The organism is Streptomyces sp. MS19, from assembly GCF_047200595.1.
GTDB lineage: Bacteria > Actinomycetota > Actinomycetes > Streptomycetales > Streptomycetaceae > Streptomyces.
The window spans coordinates 22,101-37,927 of the sequence record NZ_JBJZOH010000038.1; the positions used below are offsets into that span (position 1 = coordinate 22,101).

The 15,827-nt window shown below is 73.8% G+C and carries 16 protein-coding genes; 5 read left to right on the top strand and 11 right to left on the bottom strand.

Annotated elements, in window-relative coordinates:
• Window positions 1-127: 127 nt before the first annotated feature.
• From ACL02R_RS25260 to ACL02R_RS25270, 3 genes are all read right to left on the bottom strand, one after another.
• Window positions 128-1,315, bottom strand: coding sequence for an IS701 family transposase (locus tag ACL02R_RS25260; protein ID WP_412799265.1), 1,188 nt, complete (start codon window positions 1,313-1,315; stop codon window positions 128-130).
• A 714-nt stretch (window positions 1,316-2,029) separates the two neighbouring features.
• A complete protein-coding gene (locus ACL02R_RS25265; RefSeq protein WP_412799266.1) occupies window positions 2,030-2,932 on the bottom strand; it encodes a helix-turn-helix domain-containing protein in 903 nt (300 codons plus the stop codon).
• Between the two features lie 101 nt (window positions 2,933-3,033).
• The gene (locus ACL02R_RS25270) at window positions 3,034-3,573 is read right to left on the bottom strand and encodes a hypothetical protein (RefSeq protein WP_412799267.1); all 540 of its coding nucleotides are present in this window, start codon (window positions 3,571-3,573) and stop codon (window positions 3,034-3,036) included.
• Between the two features lie 232 nt (window positions 3,574-3,805).
• Between ACL02R_RS25270 and ACL02R_RS25275 the strand changes: the two genes are divergently transcribed.
• Together ACL02R_RS25275 and ACL02R_RS25280 are read left to right on the top strand one after the other, a co-directional pair.
• Window positions 3,806-4,405, top strand: coding sequence for a PadR family transcriptional regulator (locus ACL02R_RS25275; RefSeq protein WP_412799268.1), 600 nt, complete (start codon window positions 3,806-3,808; stop codon window positions 4,403-4,405).
• A complete protein-coding gene (locus ACL02R_RS25280) occupies window positions 4,402-5,400 on the top strand; it encodes a hypothetical protein (RefSeq protein WP_412799269.1) in 999 nt (332 codons plus the stop codon). The genes ACL02R_RS25275 and ACL02R_RS25280 overlap by 4 nt, the downstream gene beginning before the upstream one ends.
• On the opposite strand, the gene ACL02R_RS25285 is transcribed toward ACL02R_RS25280, so the two are convergent.
• The 6 genes from ACL02R_RS25285 to ACL02R_RS25310 all read right to left on the bottom strand — a co-directional run bounded on the left by ACL02R_RS25285 (window position 5,381) and on the right by ACL02R_RS25310 (window position 10,738).
• Complete coding sequence (locus ACL02R_RS25285; protein ID WP_412799270.1) at window positions 5,381-5,590, bottom strand: hypothetical protein; 210 nt, start codon at window positions 5,588-5,590, stop codon at window positions 5,381-5,383. The genes ACL02R_RS25280 and ACL02R_RS25285 overlap by 20 nt on opposite strands.
• A gap of 131 nt (window positions 5,591-5,721) precedes the next feature.
• On the bottom strand, window positions 5,722-6,531 hold the full coding sequence (locus ACL02R_RS25290) for an Fpg/Nei family DNA glycosylase (protein ID WP_412799271.1): 810 nt from the start codon (window positions 6,529-6,531) through the stop codon (window positions 5,722-5,724).
• 52 nt (window positions 6,532-6,583) lie between these two features.
• Window positions 6,584-7,609: a hemolysin family protein gene (locus ACL02R_RS25295; RefSeq protein WP_412799272.1), complete on the bottom strand. Its 1,026-nt coding sequence runs from the start codon at window positions 7,607-7,609 to the stop codon at window positions 6,584-6,586.
• Window positions 7,606-8,934 carry a hemolysin family protein gene (locus tag ACL02R_RS25300; RefSeq protein WP_412799273.1) on the bottom strand — a complete coding sequence of 443 codons (1,329 nt, stop codon included), beginning with the start codon at window positions 8,932-8,934 and terminating at the stop codon, window positions 7,606-7,608. The genes ACL02R_RS25295 and ACL02R_RS25300 overlap by 4 nt, the downstream gene beginning before the upstream one ends.
• Before the next feature lie 375 nt (window positions 8,935-9,309).
• A complete protein-coding gene (locus ACL02R_RS25305) occupies window positions 9,310-10,248 on the bottom strand; it encodes a M56 family metallopeptidase (protein ID WP_412799274.1) in 939 nt (312 codons plus the stop codon).
• 4 nt (window positions 10,249-10,252) lie between these two features.
• A complete protein-coding gene (locus ACL02R_RS25310) occupies window positions 10,253-10,738 on the bottom strand; it encodes a BlaI/MecI/CopY family transcriptional regulator (protein WP_412799275.1) in 486 nt (161 codons plus the stop codon).
• A gap of 164 nt (window positions 10,739-10,902) precedes the next feature.
• Here ACL02R_RS25310 and ACL02R_RS25315 point away from each other — a divergent pair, with 164 nt between their 5' ends.
• Window positions 10,903-11,478: a TerD family protein gene (locus tag ACL02R_RS25315; protein ID WP_412799276.1), complete on the top strand. Its 576-nt coding sequence runs from the start codon at window positions 10,903-10,905 to the stop codon at window positions 11,476-11,478.
• 147 nt (window positions 11,479-11,625) lie between these two features.
• On the opposite strand, the gene ACL02R_RS25320 is transcribed toward ACL02R_RS25315, so the two are convergent.
• Together ACL02R_RS25320 and ACL02R_RS25325 are read right to left on the bottom strand one after the other, a co-directional pair.
• Window positions 11,626-12,423 carry a VOC family protein gene (locus ACL02R_RS25320; RefSeq protein ID WP_412799277.1) on the bottom strand — a complete coding sequence of 266 codons (798 nt, stop codon included), beginning with the start codon at window positions 12,421-12,423 and terminating at the stop codon, window positions 11,626-11,628.
• A gap of 81 nt (window positions 12,424-12,504) precedes the next feature.
• A complete protein-coding gene (locus tag ACL02R_RS25325) occupies window positions 12,505-13,518 on the bottom strand; it encodes an aldo/keto reductase (RefSeq protein WP_412799278.1) in 1,014 nt (337 codons plus the stop codon).
• A gap of 221 nt (window positions 13,519-13,739) precedes the next feature.
• Between ACL02R_RS25325 and ACL02R_RS25330 the strand changes: the two genes are divergently transcribed.
• Together ACL02R_RS25330 and ACL02R_RS25335 are read left to right on the top strand one after the other, a co-directional pair.
• On the top strand, window positions 13,740-14,240 hold the full coding sequence (locus ACL02R_RS25330; protein ID WP_412799279.1) for a hypothetical protein: 501 nt from the start codon (window positions 13,740-13,742) through the stop codon (window positions 14,238-14,240).
• Between the two features lie 24 nt (window positions 14,241-14,264).
• A complete protein-coding gene (locus ACL02R_RS25335; protein ID WP_412799280.1) occupies window positions 14,265-15,716 on the top strand; it encodes a flotillin family protein in 1,452 nt (483 codons plus the stop codon).
• Window positions 15,717-15,827 lie beyond the last annotated feature (111 nt).

The following is a 15,827-nucleotide window of genomic DNA, read 5'->3' on the forward strand; positions in this document are numbered from 1 at the left end:
GGACGGACAACCGCGTACTCCACGGGCGGGTGTTGCGCGCCGGCAGCGTGCCGCTCCCTGATCGGGGCGGTGACACGGACCGGCGGGAGAGGGGTGTTTCCGGCCAGGGTGACAGATTCGTGTGGTCTCAATTACACGAACACAGCGCCGATTCATGGCACCAGCCGATTTTGTCGAAGGTGTAGGCGGCCGAAACCATCGTCATGTGGTGGTGCCAGCCGCGGAACGACCGGCCCTCGAAGTCGCGCAGCCCGAAGCGGTCCTCCAGGCTCTGCGTGTCGAGCTTCGTGCGCAGCGACAGCCTGGCCAGGGACATCACCGAGTCGACGCGGTGGTCGGCCAGATTGGTGATCCAGTAGCGCGGCGGACGCCCCAGCGGGAAGGTCTCGCTGAGCAGCCTGACCACCCGGGGCGGCGCGTGCCGTCCGGTGGCCGGTACCCGTACGAGCGAGGACACCACCTGGCTACGGCGGTTTTGAGCCTGGAGCGGGGTGAGGGAGCTGCTGCGCCGCACCCCCGGGTACTGGAGGTAGTCCCGCACCGCGACGACTTTCCCGGTGACCCGCGGCCCGTCGCTGCGCCCGTCCGGTACGGCATTCAGGTGCGCGCCCCCGAGCACCTTCAGCGAACCGTCCACCTCCAGGGCGAAAGTGTGGTTCTGGTCGACCAGGGACTTGATGAAACTGTCGGCCTGCCGCAGATGCCGGATGTCGGCGATCACGGGCGCCTTCGCGAGTCCCCACTCGCCGTCCATCTCATCGACCATGTCGAGGAGTTCGCGCCATTCCGGTTTCGCTTCGACCCCTTCCGGTATGTAGGCGGAACTGCGCAGTTTCGGGTTCTCCCCCCAGCGCCGCGGCAACAGAATCCGCCAATTGACGGGAACGCTGCCCGTGCTGTTCGCCAGAAAGGCCCCCACTCCTATCTGGCAATTGACGGTCCGGCCGGCTTCCGGCAGGAATTGGCGCTCCACCCCGACGGAACGGTCGCCGCGCTTCGGGATGGCGGTCCTGGCGAGCACCCACGCCCTCGGCCGCTCCGCGGCCTGCACGTGGCGCGCCAAGAGGGCCCGGACGGGTTCCCACTCCCACGGGCTCTGGTTGATGAACTGCTGCAATGACTGGTGCGCCGGAATGGAAAGTATGCTCTCAGCTATCTTGCGAACGGTTTTCTTACCTTCTACAAGCAGCAAGCCACGGAGATAAACCTCCGCCCACCTGCGCTGGTCCACCCGCGGCATGGGGCTGAAGACCCCGTCCGCGAATGACGCGACCGCGTCAGGGACAATTCTCGGGACGATGGTGCTCGCATACATGGACTCCAAACCTCCCGGCCAGCACGTCTCGTTTTGGCGTCAACCCTCATGCTTCCTTGCGGCTACTGTGGCGCCAAGTTCGACATGACGTAGTTGCATAACGACCACAGATAATGAGAGAGACTGCTTCAAGACGCAATCAAAGCGGCCTTGTGCGGAGGAATGAGTTCCGCCCCGAGGGGCCGGTGAATGAAAACCGCACGCCGGTCCAAAAATTTTGTATGCCTTTACCGACGCCTTTACCGGTCCTCCGGCGGCGGCGCGGGCCGGGACGAGAATGGCTGGATGCCCCCCTGGCGTGCCGTCCGGCGAACTGCTTCCCCATGCGCCGGGAAGGGCGCCTGACGCCCTGTCACCTGCGCGTTAGCACGTGCATCCGGGCGCACCGGCACACGAATGCACGTGCGGTCGGCGGCGCCGGCCCATCCGGCACGCGGATAACGCGACGGTACGTCACCCTGCTCCGCGATCGACACGATTGGGCCGATGGGTACGGCGGGAACCGGTCGGTAGGTTCCGGAAAAGAAACCGTCTGGTATGTATGATCGGCGCGCGCGTCCCAGGCGCCCCACGTCTCCCACACACAGGCACGGACCGGGCACAGGGGGCATCCGGTGACCGCTTTCCGTGTCAGGACCGTTACGTGATCCACCCCTGGCGCGTCCCTTGTGTCCGGATCGCGCCTCACCCGACCGCCCGCCGCCGGGCGCCGGTTCAGCCGGCGGGACCGCCCGGCTCCGGCTCGCCCGCCCCGAACCCGCTGCCACGCGGCAGCCCGGTGGGCGCGGCGCGACGCAGGACGTCGAGCAGGTCGAGCGCGTCCTGGTCCGGGCTCCGGGCGGGCGCCGTATACGCGACCAGCGTCAGTTCGGCGGCTCCCGGCAGCCGCATCGCCTCGTAGTGGAGGCTGATCCGCCCGACGACCGGGTGGTGGAAGACCTGGCGCCCGTGCTCCTGGCCGCGCACGTCGTGCCGCGCCCACCAGACGCGGAAGTCCTCGCTCTTCACCGACAGTTCGCCCACCAGCGCGGCGATCGCCGGATCGTCGGGATGACGCCCCGCCGACCTCCGCAGCTGCGCGATGCCGCGCCGCGCGATGGTCGGCCAGTCCACGTAGAACGTCCGCGCGCCGGGGTGCGTGAACGCGTACCGCACCAGGTTGCGGCGCTGCGCCGGGAGTTCGGCCAGGTGCGGGAAGAGGACGGGGGCCATGCCGTTCCACGCCAGGACGTCGAGGCGGCGCCCGAGGACGTACGCCGGTGTCGGGTCGAGCCGGTCGAGCAGCCGCAGCGTGCTGCTCCTGACCCGTTCCGCCGGGGCCGTGGCGGGCGCCCCGCCGTGGCGGCCGGCGAGGGCGCGCAGGTGCTCCCGTTCGCCGGGATCGAGCGCGAACACCCGGGCGATGGCGTCGAGCACGGCAGCGGAGGGAGCGGCGCCCCGGCCCTGTTCGAGGCGCACGTAGTACTCGACGCTGATCCCCGCGAGCTGCGCGACCTCGGCCCTGCGCAGGCCCGGTGAACGGCGGCGGCCGCCCCCGGCGAGGCCCACGTCCTCGGGGCGGGTCCTGTCCCGCCGCGAGCGGAGGAAATCGGCGAATCCCCCTCGCTGGTCTGCCATGACGCCGAGTCTGGCAGCGGCGCGGCCCCCGGGTCGAGTGCGGACGGTGGTACTGCCCGTACCAGCTCCGCCGCGCGTACGGCGCGGACCGGGGACGGGGCTCAGGACTCCGAGCGCCTCGGTGCGCCCTGGGCGCGGCGCTTCCCCGCCCGCGCCTCCTGGTCCGTGCGCCGCCGCGTCCCCGCGTAGAGCAGGGTCGCGGCTGTGAGGGTGAACAGGCCGCCGGCGTCGGGACCGCGGCCGGCCGTGGCCTCGGCCCACGGCCGGAGGACGCCGAGCGGTTCCGTATACAGGACGATCCGCTGTCCCGGCGCGAACTGCCCGCCGCAGTTCTGTTTCTCCGACAGGTCGTGGACCGCTCCGGAGGCGTCCACCACGCGGCAGACGTGGCGCTCGCCGTCCCCGCCGGTGGTGTCCGCGACCAGGGCGTCCGCCCGTTCGCCGAACCCCTTGGCGTAGGCCTCGTACAGGCCGGGCCCCGCGAAGAGGCCGAGCGCGAACGTGGTGACGGCCGCGAGAGTGGCGGCCCCGGCGCGGTTCCAGGCCATCCCGGCCACGACGGGCGCGGTGAACCCCGCGGCGACCACGACGGCGACCCCCGCCCACGGCCAGGCGAGCTGGGCGAGGACCGCGCCCACCACGGCCGCCAGCGGGATCGCGCCCGCCCACAGCAGCGAGTTCAGCGCGCGAGGTCCCGTGGGGGCCGGGTCCGGGTCCGCGACGGCCCCGTGTTCGTGGCCGTGCCTGCTGTCCCGGACGTTCCCACGCTGATTCCCTCACGACGGTCGGCGGTGGCCGCGCGGCCAGCTGAGGGAACGGCCGCGGTGCGCCTCCCGGCACCTCATAGTCTATTTGAACTGTTAGAGTTCGACTATGCCACGGCGCGCCCTCGACAACCCGCTCGTCCCGGTGGTGCTCGGTCTGCTGCTCGAACGGCCCGCGCACCCCTACCAGTTGCTGTCCGCCCTGCGGGAGCGCGGCGACGCCCACGCCGCAGCGGCCACGCGCGGCACGCTCTACAACACCGTCACCGCTCTCGCCGGCGCCGGATGGGTGGCCGCGCAGGGCCAGGAACGCGCGGGCAACCGCCCCGAGCGGACCGTCTACACGATCACCCCGGACGGCCACGCCGAGCTGGTGCGGCGCCTCGACGCCGAGATCCGCGACCCGGAGCGCGAGTTCACGCGCTTCGTCGCCGCCGTCAGCCACCTCGGCGCCCTCGGCCCCGACGGCGCGGCCGACGCACTCGCCGAGCGCGCCAGGCGCCTGCGGGAGCGCACGGCGGCCGACGAGGCGCGGCTCGCCGACGCCCTGGCTGCCGGCGTGCCCCGGCTGCACGTGATCGAGGCCGAGTACGCCCTCGCGCTCGCGCGGGCCGAGACCGCCTGGGTCGAGCGGACGGCGGACGAGATCCGTTCCGGCTCGCTCACCTGGCCGACCGCCGTCACCACCCGAGAGGACCACGACACATGACCGCCCCCACCTGCAAACCCCCCACTCCCCTGCTGTTCGGCGTCTACCCGGGCGGCGTCACCGGCGACGACACCGGCGGCCTGGCAGGCGGCGCGCCCGACGACCCGGCCCGCGTCGAGGAGGCGCTCGACGCCCTCCAGGGCCACCCCGACCGCCCGTTCCTCGTGCGGGCCTACACGGGCTTCGACGACAGCACCGTCCTCGGCTCACCCCACGCCACGGCCACCCCCGCCGACGCCGCGCGCTACGCGGTCGGCGCCCGGACGCTGGACCTGGTGGCGCAGTACCGGTCCGCGTCCGGCGACATCGACGGCTACTGCGCCTGGCTGCGCGAACTGGTCGAGCAGTACGGGGCGGTGACGACCACCCTCCAGGTCGCCGAGGAGCCCGACGCCACCGGCAACCCCACCCTCGACGGGTACTGGCCCCGCGTGCGCGAGGCGATCGTCCGGGGCGTGGCCGCCGCGAAGGAACGTGCCCGCGAACTCGGGCACACCCACCTGCGCGTCGGGTTCAACACCACCCCGCTCTTCGGCCCCGCCGCGTCCTTCATGGACGAACTGACCGCGCTCGGCGGCAAGGACTTCATCGCGGACCTGGACTACGTCGGCCTCGACTTCTTCCCCGACGTGTTCCGCCCGATAGCGGAGGCGGAACTCGCCGCAACTGTCGAAGGGCTGCTGCGCCACCACCGCGAGACGGTCCTCACCTCGGCGGGCCTCGGACACCTGCCGCTGCACATCACCGAGCACGGCTGGCCCACCGGCCCCGACCGCTCCCCCGAACGGCAGGCGGAGGTGGTGGCCACGGTGGTGAAAACCCTCGCCGCGCACGCGGACGAGCTGCTGCTCAGCGGCTACACGCACTTCGCCCTGCGCGACGCCGACAGCTCGGGCCCCACCCTCTTCCACCACTTCGGCCTCACCACGGACACCTACGAGCCGAAGCCCGCCTTCGACGTCCTGCGGTGCCTGATCACCCACCTCGGTGAATGAGCACAGCGGTGGATGAGCACAGCGGGGGTGAACGCGTTCGCCTGGCGCCGCGCGGCCGCAGCCCGTACCTGGCCTCCTCGTGCCGCGCCCAGGAGGTGTCGTGGACGAGCGCCCAGCCGAACAGCTCACGCTCGGCCGTGGACACCGGCGCGTCGTCGTCGTCCGTACGCTCGCCGTCGCCGCGTTTCACCGGACAACTCCCTTCGGAGAACCGTGCGCAACGCCCACCGAACCCGGTCCCCCGCCCGTCCCGAACGCCGACTCACCCCCGACACGATGCGTACGCACAGGTGAGCCGAGCGCACGAGACGCCGTCTCCCCTCACCCCACGGACGGGACCGGGCCCTGTTGGCAGTGGGGGCACCAGTAGGTGGGGCGTGGCTGGGCGGGTGTTTCGTGGAGTACGCGGATCGGTGTACCGCAGCGTGCGCACGGGTGGCCGCGGTGGCCGTAGACGTACAGGCGGCGGCCCGTGCGGGCGAGGAGTGCGGGGGTCGTCGTCGTGCGGTCGCGCTGGTCGCGGTTGGCCTGGAGCAGGGCGTGGGCGCGCGCGACCACGGCGTCCGGGTCGGGCAGGTCGCCGACCGGCAGCCAGGGCGTCACGCCGGTGAGGAAGCACAGCTCGGCCATGAAGACGTTGCCCACGCCCGCCATCACGCGCTGGTCGAGCAGGGCCGCGCCGAGCGGGCGCGCCGGGTCGGCGAGGAGGCGGCGGAGGGCCTCGGCCGGGTCCCAGCCGGGGCCGAGCAGGTCGGGCCCGAGGTGGCCGACGACGCGGGGCTCGTCCCTCGTGCGGAGCAGTTCGAGGACGGGCAGGCGGTAGCCGACGGCCGTGTGCTCCGCCGTGCCGAGGATCGCGCGGATCTGGTGCGCGGGGCCGCCCGACCAGCGGCGGCCCGGCGCGTACACCTTCCACGCGCCGTCCATCCGCAGGTGCGAGTGGACGGTGAGGCCGCCCTCGACGCGCGTCAGCAGGTGCTTGCCGCGCGGGGTGACGTCCAGGACGGTCCTGCCGGTCAGGTCGGCGGTCGCCAGGCGCGGGACGCGCAGGTCGGAGCGGACCAGGCGCCGCCCGGCCAGCGCGGCGCCGAGCCGGTCGGCGACCTGCCTGACGGTGTCTCCTTCTGGCATGCCTCCCATGATGCGCCCGCCCGCCGGGACACGGCGGGCGGGCGGGGGACGGTCAGGCCGCCGGGGTGGTCGGGGGGCCGACCAGCTCGGTGAGCACGTCCTCCATCGTGACGAAGCCGAGCAGCGCGCCCTTGTCGCTGGTCACGGCCGCGAGGTGCGTGGAGGCGGCGCGCATCGCGGTGAGCGCGTCGTCCAGCGGCGTGTTCGGCGCGATCCGGATCACCGGGTGCAGCGCCTCGCGGGGGAACGGCCGGTCGCGGCCCTGCGCCTCCAGCGAGTCCTTCACGTGCAGGAAGCCGAGGACGGTGGGCCCCGGGCCCGTCACGGGGAAGCGGGAGTAGCCCGACGTCGCCGCCGCCTGCTCCAGGCGGCGCGGGGTCACGCGGTGGTCCACGGTGACCATGCGGCCGACCGGGACGGTGACCTCGGCGACGGTGCGCGTGCCCAGGCTGAGCGCGACGCGCAGCCGTTCGCTCTCCCCCGCCTCCAGCAGGCCCGCGTCGCTGGAGTCCTGCACGATGCGGGCCAGCTCGTCGTCGGTGAAGACGGACGCGACCTCGTCCTTCGGCTCGACCCTCATCAGCCGCAGCAGCGCGTTGGCGAAGGCGTTGATGCCGAAGATGAACGGGCGCAGCGCGCGGGTCAGGCCGACCAGGGGCGGGCCGAGGAGCAGCGCGGTGCGTTCCGGCGCGGCCAGCGCGATGTTCTTCGGCACCATCTCGCCGAAGAGCATGTGCAGGTACGTCGCCAGGGCCAGGGCGATGGCGAACGCGATGGGGTGCACCAGCGGGTGGGGCACGCCGACGGCGTCGAAGCCGGGTTCCAGCAGGTGCGCGATCGCCGGTTCCGCGACCGCGCCGAGCACCAGCGAGGAGACGGTGATGCCCAGCTGGGCGGTCGCCATCATCGCGGACAGGTGCTGGAGCGCCCACAGGACGGTGCGCGCGCCGCGCTCCCCGCGCTCGGCGCGCGGCTCGATCTGGTCGCGGCGCACCGAGATCAGGGCGAACTCGGCGCCGACGAAGAACGCGTTGGTGACCAGCGTCAGTACGCCGAGCGCCAGTTGGAACGCGGTCATCGGGCGTCACCCGCCGTGTCGGAGGTCGTGTGCGAGGGCTGGAGCACGTCGATGCGGACGCGGTCCGCGCGGTGGTGCGCCGTCAGCAGGACGGTGACGCGCCAGCCGGCGACCTCGACCGTGTCGCCGATGGCGGGTATGCGCGCCAGCTCGGTCGCGACCAGCCCGGCGACGGTCTCGTACGGGCCCTCGGGCGCGTCGAGGCCGATGCCGGCGAGCTGGTCCACGCGCAGGCTGCCGTCCGCCTCCCAGCTGCCGGGTCCGGCGGGGGCGAGGTCGGGGTCCTCGTCGGGGTCGTGCTCGTCGCGGACCTCGCCGACGACCTCCTCGACGATGTCCTCCAGAGTGACGACGCCCGCGGTGCCGCCGTACTCGTCCACGACGACGGCCAGCGAACGGCTGCCGCGCAGCTGCTCCAGCAGGCGGTCCACGGGGACGCTGTCGGGGACGAGCAGGGCCTCGGACATCAGCGCGGCCACGGTGGTGCCCGCGCGGTCGCGCTCGTCCAGGGCCAGGACGTCCTTGATGGAGACGACCCCGGCGATGTCGTCGAGCCCCTCGCGGTAGACGGGGAAGCGGGACAGGCCGGTGGCCAGCGTGAGGTTGGCGGCGTCGGCCGCCGTCGCCGAGACGTGGAGCGCGTGGACGTCGACGCGGGGCGTCATGACGTTCTCCGCGGTCAGGTCGCCCAGATGCAGCGTGCGGACGAACAGCTCGGCGGAGTCGGAGGGCAGAACGCCCTCGGCGGCGGAGTGCCGGGCGAGGGCGATCAGTTCCTGCGGGGTGCGGGCGGAGGCGAGTTCCTCGGTGGGTTCGAGCCCGGCGCGGCGGACCAGATGGTTGGCCGTGTCGTTGAGATGGCGGATGAACGGGGCGAACGCCGCCGTGAAGGCGCGCTGAGGGCCGGCGACGGCGCGGGCGACCGTGAGGGGCCGGGAGATGGCCCAGTTCTTCGGGACCAGTTCGCCGACGACCATGAGGACGACCGTGGACGCGAGCACGCCGAGGGCGACGGCCAGCGGGGACGCGACGCCCTCCGGGATGCCTGCGGCGGCCAGCGGACCGCGCAGCAGGGTGGCGAACGCGGGCTCGGCCAGCATGCCGATGACCAGCGAGGTGACGGTGATGCCGAGCTGTGCGCCGGAGAGCTGGAAGGTGAGGCGGCGCACGGCGCCCAGCGCGCGGGCGGCGCCCTTGTCACCCGACTCGGCGGCGCGTTCCAGTTCGCCGCGCTCGACGGTCGTCAGGGAGAACTCGGCCGCGACGAAGACCGCACAGGCGAGGGTGAGCGCGAGTGCGAGCAGCAGAAGCAGGGCCTCGGTCACCGGGTCACCCCGCTCTCGTCGCGCGCGCGGCGGTCGTGGGGGGTGACACAGCAGGTACTGGGAGGCTCGTCCATCGTGCGGACCGGGCTCCTTCGGGCTCGGGGGGGCGTTCGAGTGACCCCATCGTAAAGGACTGGCAAACGGGACACAGGGGGCCTGCGGGACCGGCGGGGCGGTTCCGGGCAGCCGTGCGGCGGCACGGGTCGCGCGCTGCCGTTCCGCGGCACCGTTTCTACAGTGCCGTAGAAAAATGCGGCTGCCAACCGGCCTGTGCCCCCGGTCGGCTGCCCGGAACCGCGCCGGGCGTGTCCGTCCGTTCCCGGTGGAACGACGGCGGCGCCGCGGATCTTCCCGGCGCGGCGGCGCGGTGCCGTGTCACAGGGCGGTGGCGGCCCTGAGGACGAGCAGCAGGGTGACGGCCGCGTTCGCGGCGGAGAGGACGGAGGCCGCCGTACCGGCCGCGGCGGCCCAGGCGGCGAGCCCGGCCGCGCTGGCGGGCGGCGGCCAGCGGCGGTCGGCGGGCACCGGGCCGAGCAGCGCGGCGACGCGGCGGGGCACGGGTCCCGGCGCGGCCAGGGCGGGCAGGGTCGCGGCGGGCCCGGTGCCGCCGTGGCCCGCGAGGGCGGCCTTGCCGATGGCCCGTGCCACGGCGCGGCGGTCGCCGACCGCGCGGGCGGCGTCCTCGTCGGCCCAGCGTTCGGTGGTGTAGGTGACGGCCGTGCGCAGGGGGCGCAGGAACGGGTGGGCGCGGGCGGCGAGCTGGACGGCCAGGAGGTAGCGGTGGTGGCGTCCGGTGAGGTGGGCGCGCTCGTGGGCGATCAGCGCGCGGCGTTCGTGGATGTCGAGGCGGGAGAGGAGGCCGCTGGAGACGACCATGCGGCCGGGGCGTCCGGGGAGGGCGTAGGCGTACGGGAGTTCGTCGGGCAGCAGGGCGAGCCGGGAGTGGCCGGGGACGGTGGCGAGGGCGCGGGTGGCGCGGCGGCGTAGCCGGTGGTGGCGCCACAGCGCGTGGGCGCAGGCGGCGGCGACGGCCAGGAGGGCGGGTATGGCGGGGCGGCCGACGGCGTCTTCGAGCGGCACGGCGGCGCGGACGGCGGGGTCGGACCAGGCGTCGGGGAGGGGGTTGCCGGGGAGCTGCGCGGTGCCGACGACCATCAGGAGCGCGAGGCACAGGGTGCTGGAGACGGCGAGGACGGCGGCGACGGCGGTGAGGAGGCGGGTGGCGCGGCGGGGGGCGAGGTGGACTTCCGCGAGGCGTGCCATGGGCCAGGCGGTGAGCGGCAGCACGAGCGGCAGGAGGACGAATACGCCCATCGCGTCAGTCCGTCTCTCCCCCGGCGCCGTCGCGGCCGGTGTCCGCCACCGGATTCCGGCCGTCCGCCGGCTCCGCCTCGGCGAGGAGGGCGCGCAGGAGACGCTCGTCGTCGGGCCCGAGAGCGCTGACGAAGCTGGCGAGGACGGCGTGGCGGTCGGCCTCGTTCTCCAGGACGCGGCGCATGCGGAAGGCGGCGAGGCCCGCCACGCCGGCCGCGGGGGTCCAGGCGAACGAGCGGCCCGCGCGTTCCCTGGTGACGGCGCCCTTGGCGTGCAGGCGGGTCAGGATGGTGACGACGGTGGTGTACGCGAGGCCGGTGCCGAGACGTTCCTGCACCCAGGCCGCGGTGGCCGGGCCGGGGGCCTGGCCGAGCACCGAGAGCACCTGCGCCTCCAGCTCGCCCTGGCCGCGCCGCCGGGGGCGCGCCGCGTGGTCGCCCGAGGCGCAGCCGGACGCGGGGCGACCGGCCGGGGGAAGTCCGTCCGCCATCTCTCTCACCTCCTGCACCGGCGCGGAATATCGTACCGGTGACGGTTGCGGGGCCCCGTTCTTCGTCCTTCTACGCTGCTGTAGATTCGGGACGGGCGGCCGGTGGCCGTCGCAGCGCGTGAGCGCGCGGGCCTCAGGACCGCGGCGGACCCAAGGAGGAGAGCATGGGAGTTTCCCTGTCCAAGGGCGGCAACGTCTCGTTGACGAAGGAGGCGCCCGGTCTGACCGCCGTGCTGGTCGGTCTCGGCTGGGACGTGCGGACCACCACCGGTGTCGACTACGACCTCGACGCCAGCGCGCTGCTGTGCACGAGCAGCGGCAAGGTGGCCTCGGACCAGCACTTCGTCTTCTTCAACAACCTGCGCAGCCCGGACGGCTCGGTCGAGCACACCGGGGACAACCTCACCGGTGAGGGCGAGGGCGACGACGAGGTGATCAAGGTGGACCTCGCGGGTGTGCCCGCCGAGATCACCAGCATCGTCTTCCCGGTGTCCATCTACGACGCCGGGAACCGCGGCCAGAGCTTCGGCCAGGTCAAGAACGCGTTCATCCGCGTGGTCAACCAGACCGGCGGCGCGGAGATCGCGCGCTACGACCTGAGCGAGGACGCGGCGACCGAGACCGCGATGATCTTCGGCGAGCTGTACCGGCACGGCACGGACTGGAAGTTCCGCGCCGTGGGCCAGGGCTACGCGTCCGGCCTGGCCGGTATCGCCGCCGACTACGGCGTGAACGTCTGACCCGCGCGGGACACGTTCCGCACACCCCCACCCACGCCGGGCCCCCCTCACGGGCGGCCCGGCGTCCGCGTGCCCCGGTCCCGGCGCGGGTGCCGTGGGCCCTCCGCGCACGGGGCCGGGAACCGGGGCATGCGGTGGACCGGGACGTCAGCCGGACGGCGTGAGGATCACGAAGTCCGCGCCCGACGGGTCCAGGACGACGGCGAGGCGGCCGACGCCCGGGACGTCCTCGGGGCCCATCCGGACGCTCCCGCCGCTGTCGCCCGCCCTGCCGACCGCCGCGTCGCAGTCCTCGCTGGCGAAGACCGGGTGCCAGGACGCCGCGCCGCCCTGGGCGGCCAGCGCGCCGTCCGGCACCTTGAGGACGCCGCCGTGCCGGTGGTCCTCGCCGCGCTCCGGCGGGCCGATCACCGTGTACGTGCCGCCGCCGCCCTCGGGGAGCGCCATCGGGGTCGCCTCCCAGCCGAAGAGCGCGCGGTAGAACGCGAGCGCCGCGCCGTCGTCCGGCGTGTACAGCTCCACCCAGCTGAGGGCGCCGGGGCCGTCCACCGCGTCGAGCCCCCGCCGGTCCCCCGCCTGCCAGACGGCGAAGCGCCCGCCCTGCGGATCGGTGAGCTGCGCGAACCTGCCCTCCGCGCCGGCGTCCGCGGGCCCCACGCGCACCGAGCCCCCGGCCTGTCTCGCCCCCGCGGTGGTGGCCTCGGCGTCGTCCGTGGCGAAGTAGACCGTCCAGGCGGGTCTCGCGCCCTCCTCCGTGAGCGGCCCGATCCCGGCGACCGACCTGCCCCGCAGCCGCATGACGCCGTACCCGCCCGGCACGGGGACGTCGGCGGGCTCCAGCGTCCAGCCGAACACCGCGCCGTAGAAGGCGGTGGCGGCGTCCGTGTCCGGCGTGCCCAGGTCGATCCAGCAGGGCGAGCCGGTGACGTGGTCGGTGGTGATCATGGCGGTCCTCTCGCGTGAGCTTTCCTGCACACAGCGTGACATCCGCCACTGACAATCGCCCGCCGGCCGCCCGCCGGACGGTTACGCCCCCGCCTCGCCGAGCCTCTTCAGCTGCTCCCCGGTCAGCTCGATCCCGGTGGCCGCCGCCGAGGAGACGTACTGCTCGTACGTCCGGGGGCCCACCAGCGGGATCAGCGCCGGGTCCTCCTGCCGCAGCAGCCAGGCGAGCACGATCCGGCCCGGCGTCGCGCCCGTCTCCCGGGCGATCTCGTCCACCACGGCGAACCTGGCCGTGGCGTCCGCGCCCTCGTACGGGCCCAGCACGGGGTGACCGGTGCGCCGTTCCGGGTGGTCGAAGACGCCCTTGAGGACCGGCGAGTACGCGACGAGCGTCAGATCGTCGTGGGCGCGCAGGTAGTCGAGCTGCTCGTCGTCCACGATCGACGCGTGGTCGAGCCCGGCGCGGCGGCGCAGGTACGAGTGCTGCTGCTGGAGGGCGACGGGCGCGGGCCAGCCGTGCCGCTCGCAGAGCTGCCGGATGCGTTCGAGGCGCCATGTCCTGACGTTGGACCAGCCGATGTGGCGGGTCTTGCCCGCCGCGACCAGGCCGGCGAGGGCTTCGAGGGTCTCCTCAAGCGGCGTGGACCGGTCGTCCACGTGGACGTAGTAGAGGTCCACGTGGTCGGTGCCGAGTCTGCGCAGGCTGTCGTCGAGCGCGCGCCGCAGGGTGTCGGCGCCGGCGCCCACGTAGCCGTTGCGCGCGGCGGAGTCGGGGGCGGCGCCCTCCCAGTCGCCCCACACGCCGTCGAGCGCGTTGAGCCGGGCGCTGCCCTTCGTCGCGAGGAACACGTCGTCCCGGCGGCCGGTGCGGGCGAACCAGCGGCCGAGCAGCGACTCGCTCTCCCCGCCGAAACTGCCGGGACTGTCCCACCAGGCGTAGCAGTCGGCGGTGTCGAGGAAGGTGCCCCCGTCCGCCAGGAAGCGGTCCAGGATCGCGAACGAGGTGGGCTCGTCGGTGCGGGTGCCCATCTGCATGCAGCCGAGCGCCAGTTCGCCGACGCGCTCGCCGGTGCGCCCGAGTGTCACGGTTTCCACGCGCGTTACTTCCCTTCGAGTGGGTGCGGAACAGCGCTCACGCTAGGAGTTGGAGTGTGCGCGAAGGCAACCCGCGTACGGACATCACCCGTTCGCGCGAAGGCGGGGCTCGGCATCAAAAACTCGTCAGGATTGCCGGAACCTGGAAGTGTGCCCGCCCCCCATCGGTGCCACCATCCGTGCAGCAGGCCGGAAGGCGGCGTACGGGGGAGGCGGCGGCGATGGAGTGGTTTCTCGGTCTCGGCACAGTCGGGCTGATTCTGCTGCTCCTGGCCCTGGTTCTGGACGGGGTGCTGGAGGGGGTCCTCGATCTGGACGGGGCGTTCTCGCTGCCCGCCGCGACCGCCTTCGTCTCCCTGCTCGGCTTCACCGGAGCGATCACGCTCGCGGTGACCGGGCTGGGAGTGGCCCCCGCGCTCGGCGCGGGGGCCGTGGTGGGGGGCGGTGCGGCCTGGGTGGTGCTGCGGGTGAGCCGGGCGTTGATGCGTGACGACCGGAGCCATACGAACGCGGCGCAGCGGGACGAGGGTCTCGTCGGCGCGGCGGGCGCGGTGGTCACGGCGATACCCGGCGGTGGCTACGGCGAGGTCCTGCTGAACGTGGCGGGACTGCGTGTGAAGCTCACCGCGAGCAGCGCCCAGGCCGTGCCGGTGGGGGCGGAGGTGTGGGTGGCCGGCGTGCTGTCGGCCACAGCCGTCGAAGTCCGCCCCGTCGAACATTGACCAGTGGAGGGGAGTGGTTGTCCGATGAGTGCGGTCATGATCGCCGTCGTGGGCATCATCGCGTTGGTGGTGCTGCTCGGCCTGGTGGTCGTCTCGCGGTACAAGGTCGCGGGTCCGAGCGACGCGTTCATCATCACCGGGCGGCGCGGCAAGGTGTCGACCGACCCGGTGACGGGGCATGTCACGCGGGACACCAGCGGGCAGAAGGTCGTCGTAGGCGGCGGGGTGTTCGTCATCCCGCTGGTGCAGCAGCTGCACGTGCTCGACCTGTCGAGCCGGCACATCCCGGTCGCCGTGCGCGGCGCGGTGACGCTGCGCGGGGTGAAGGTGAACCTCGACGGGGTCGCCATCGTGAAGGTGGGCGGCAGTGAGGACGCCATCAGGTCGGCCGCGCAGCGGTTCCTGCGGCAGCAGGGCGGCGTGGTGACGTTCACGCAGGAGGTGCTGTCGGGTGCGCTGCGGTCCATCGTCGGGCGTATGGCGGTGGAGGACGTGATCCGTGACCGCGCGGCGTTCGCCGGGCAGGTGGCGGAGGAGGCGGAGGCCAGCCTCTCGGGGCAGGGCCTGGTGCTCGACACGTTCCAGATCCAGGACATCACCGCCGAGGGCAGCTACCTGGCGGACCTGGGCAGGCCGGAGGCGGCGCGCGCCCGGCAGGTGGCCGATGTCGCGGAGGCGGAGGCCAGGCGGAGCGCCGAGCAGGCGCGGCTGCGGGCCGAGGAGGAGATCGCGGTCGCGCAGCGGACGCTGTACCTGCGGCAGGCCGAGATCAAGGTCGAGACGGACGCGGCGGCGGCGAAGGCGAACGCGGCCGGGCCCCTCGCGGAGGCGGCGCGGCAGCGGGAGGTGCTGGCCGAGCAGGAGAAGGTCGCCGAGCGGCAGGCCGCGCTGACCGACCGGCAGCTCGACGCGCAGGTGCGCAAGCCGGCCGACGCCGAGCGGTACCGGGCGGAGCAGGAGGCGGAGGCCGGGCGGGTCGCCGAGGTGGCGGCCGCGCGGGCGGCGGCCGAGCGCGCCAGGCTGACCGGTGAGGGCGAGAAGCAGCGCAGGTCGGCGCTGGCCGAGGCGGCCCGTATCGAGGGTGAGGCGGAGGCGGCGGCGAAGGCGGCGGTCGGCGCGGCCGAGGCGGGGGCGATGCGGCAGAAGGCCGACGCGTACGCCCAGTACGGCGAGGCGGCGGTGCTCCAGATGCTGGTGGAGGTGCTGCCGCAGGTGGTCGGGAAGGCCGCGGAGCCGATCTCGGCGATCGACAAGATGACGGTGATCTCCACGGACGGCGCCGGGCGGCTGCCGCGCGCGGTGGCGGACAACGTGGCGCAGGGCATGGAGCTGCTGTCGTCGGCGACCGGCATCGACGTCTCGGCGGTGCTGTCGGGGCTCGCGGGCAAGGCCGGGGTGCCGGGCCTGGGCGGGGCGGCGCCGGAGGCGCAGCCGCAGGTCAACGGCGCGGCCCCGGCCGTGGAACGCGCGGACTGACGCGCGGCGTACGGCGTGCGCGCCGTCCGGCCGGTGTGGGGGGACCGGCCGGGCGGCGCGGCGCGTTCCGGACCCGGTTCGCGGACACCGGTCCCCTGCGGCCGCCCCGCC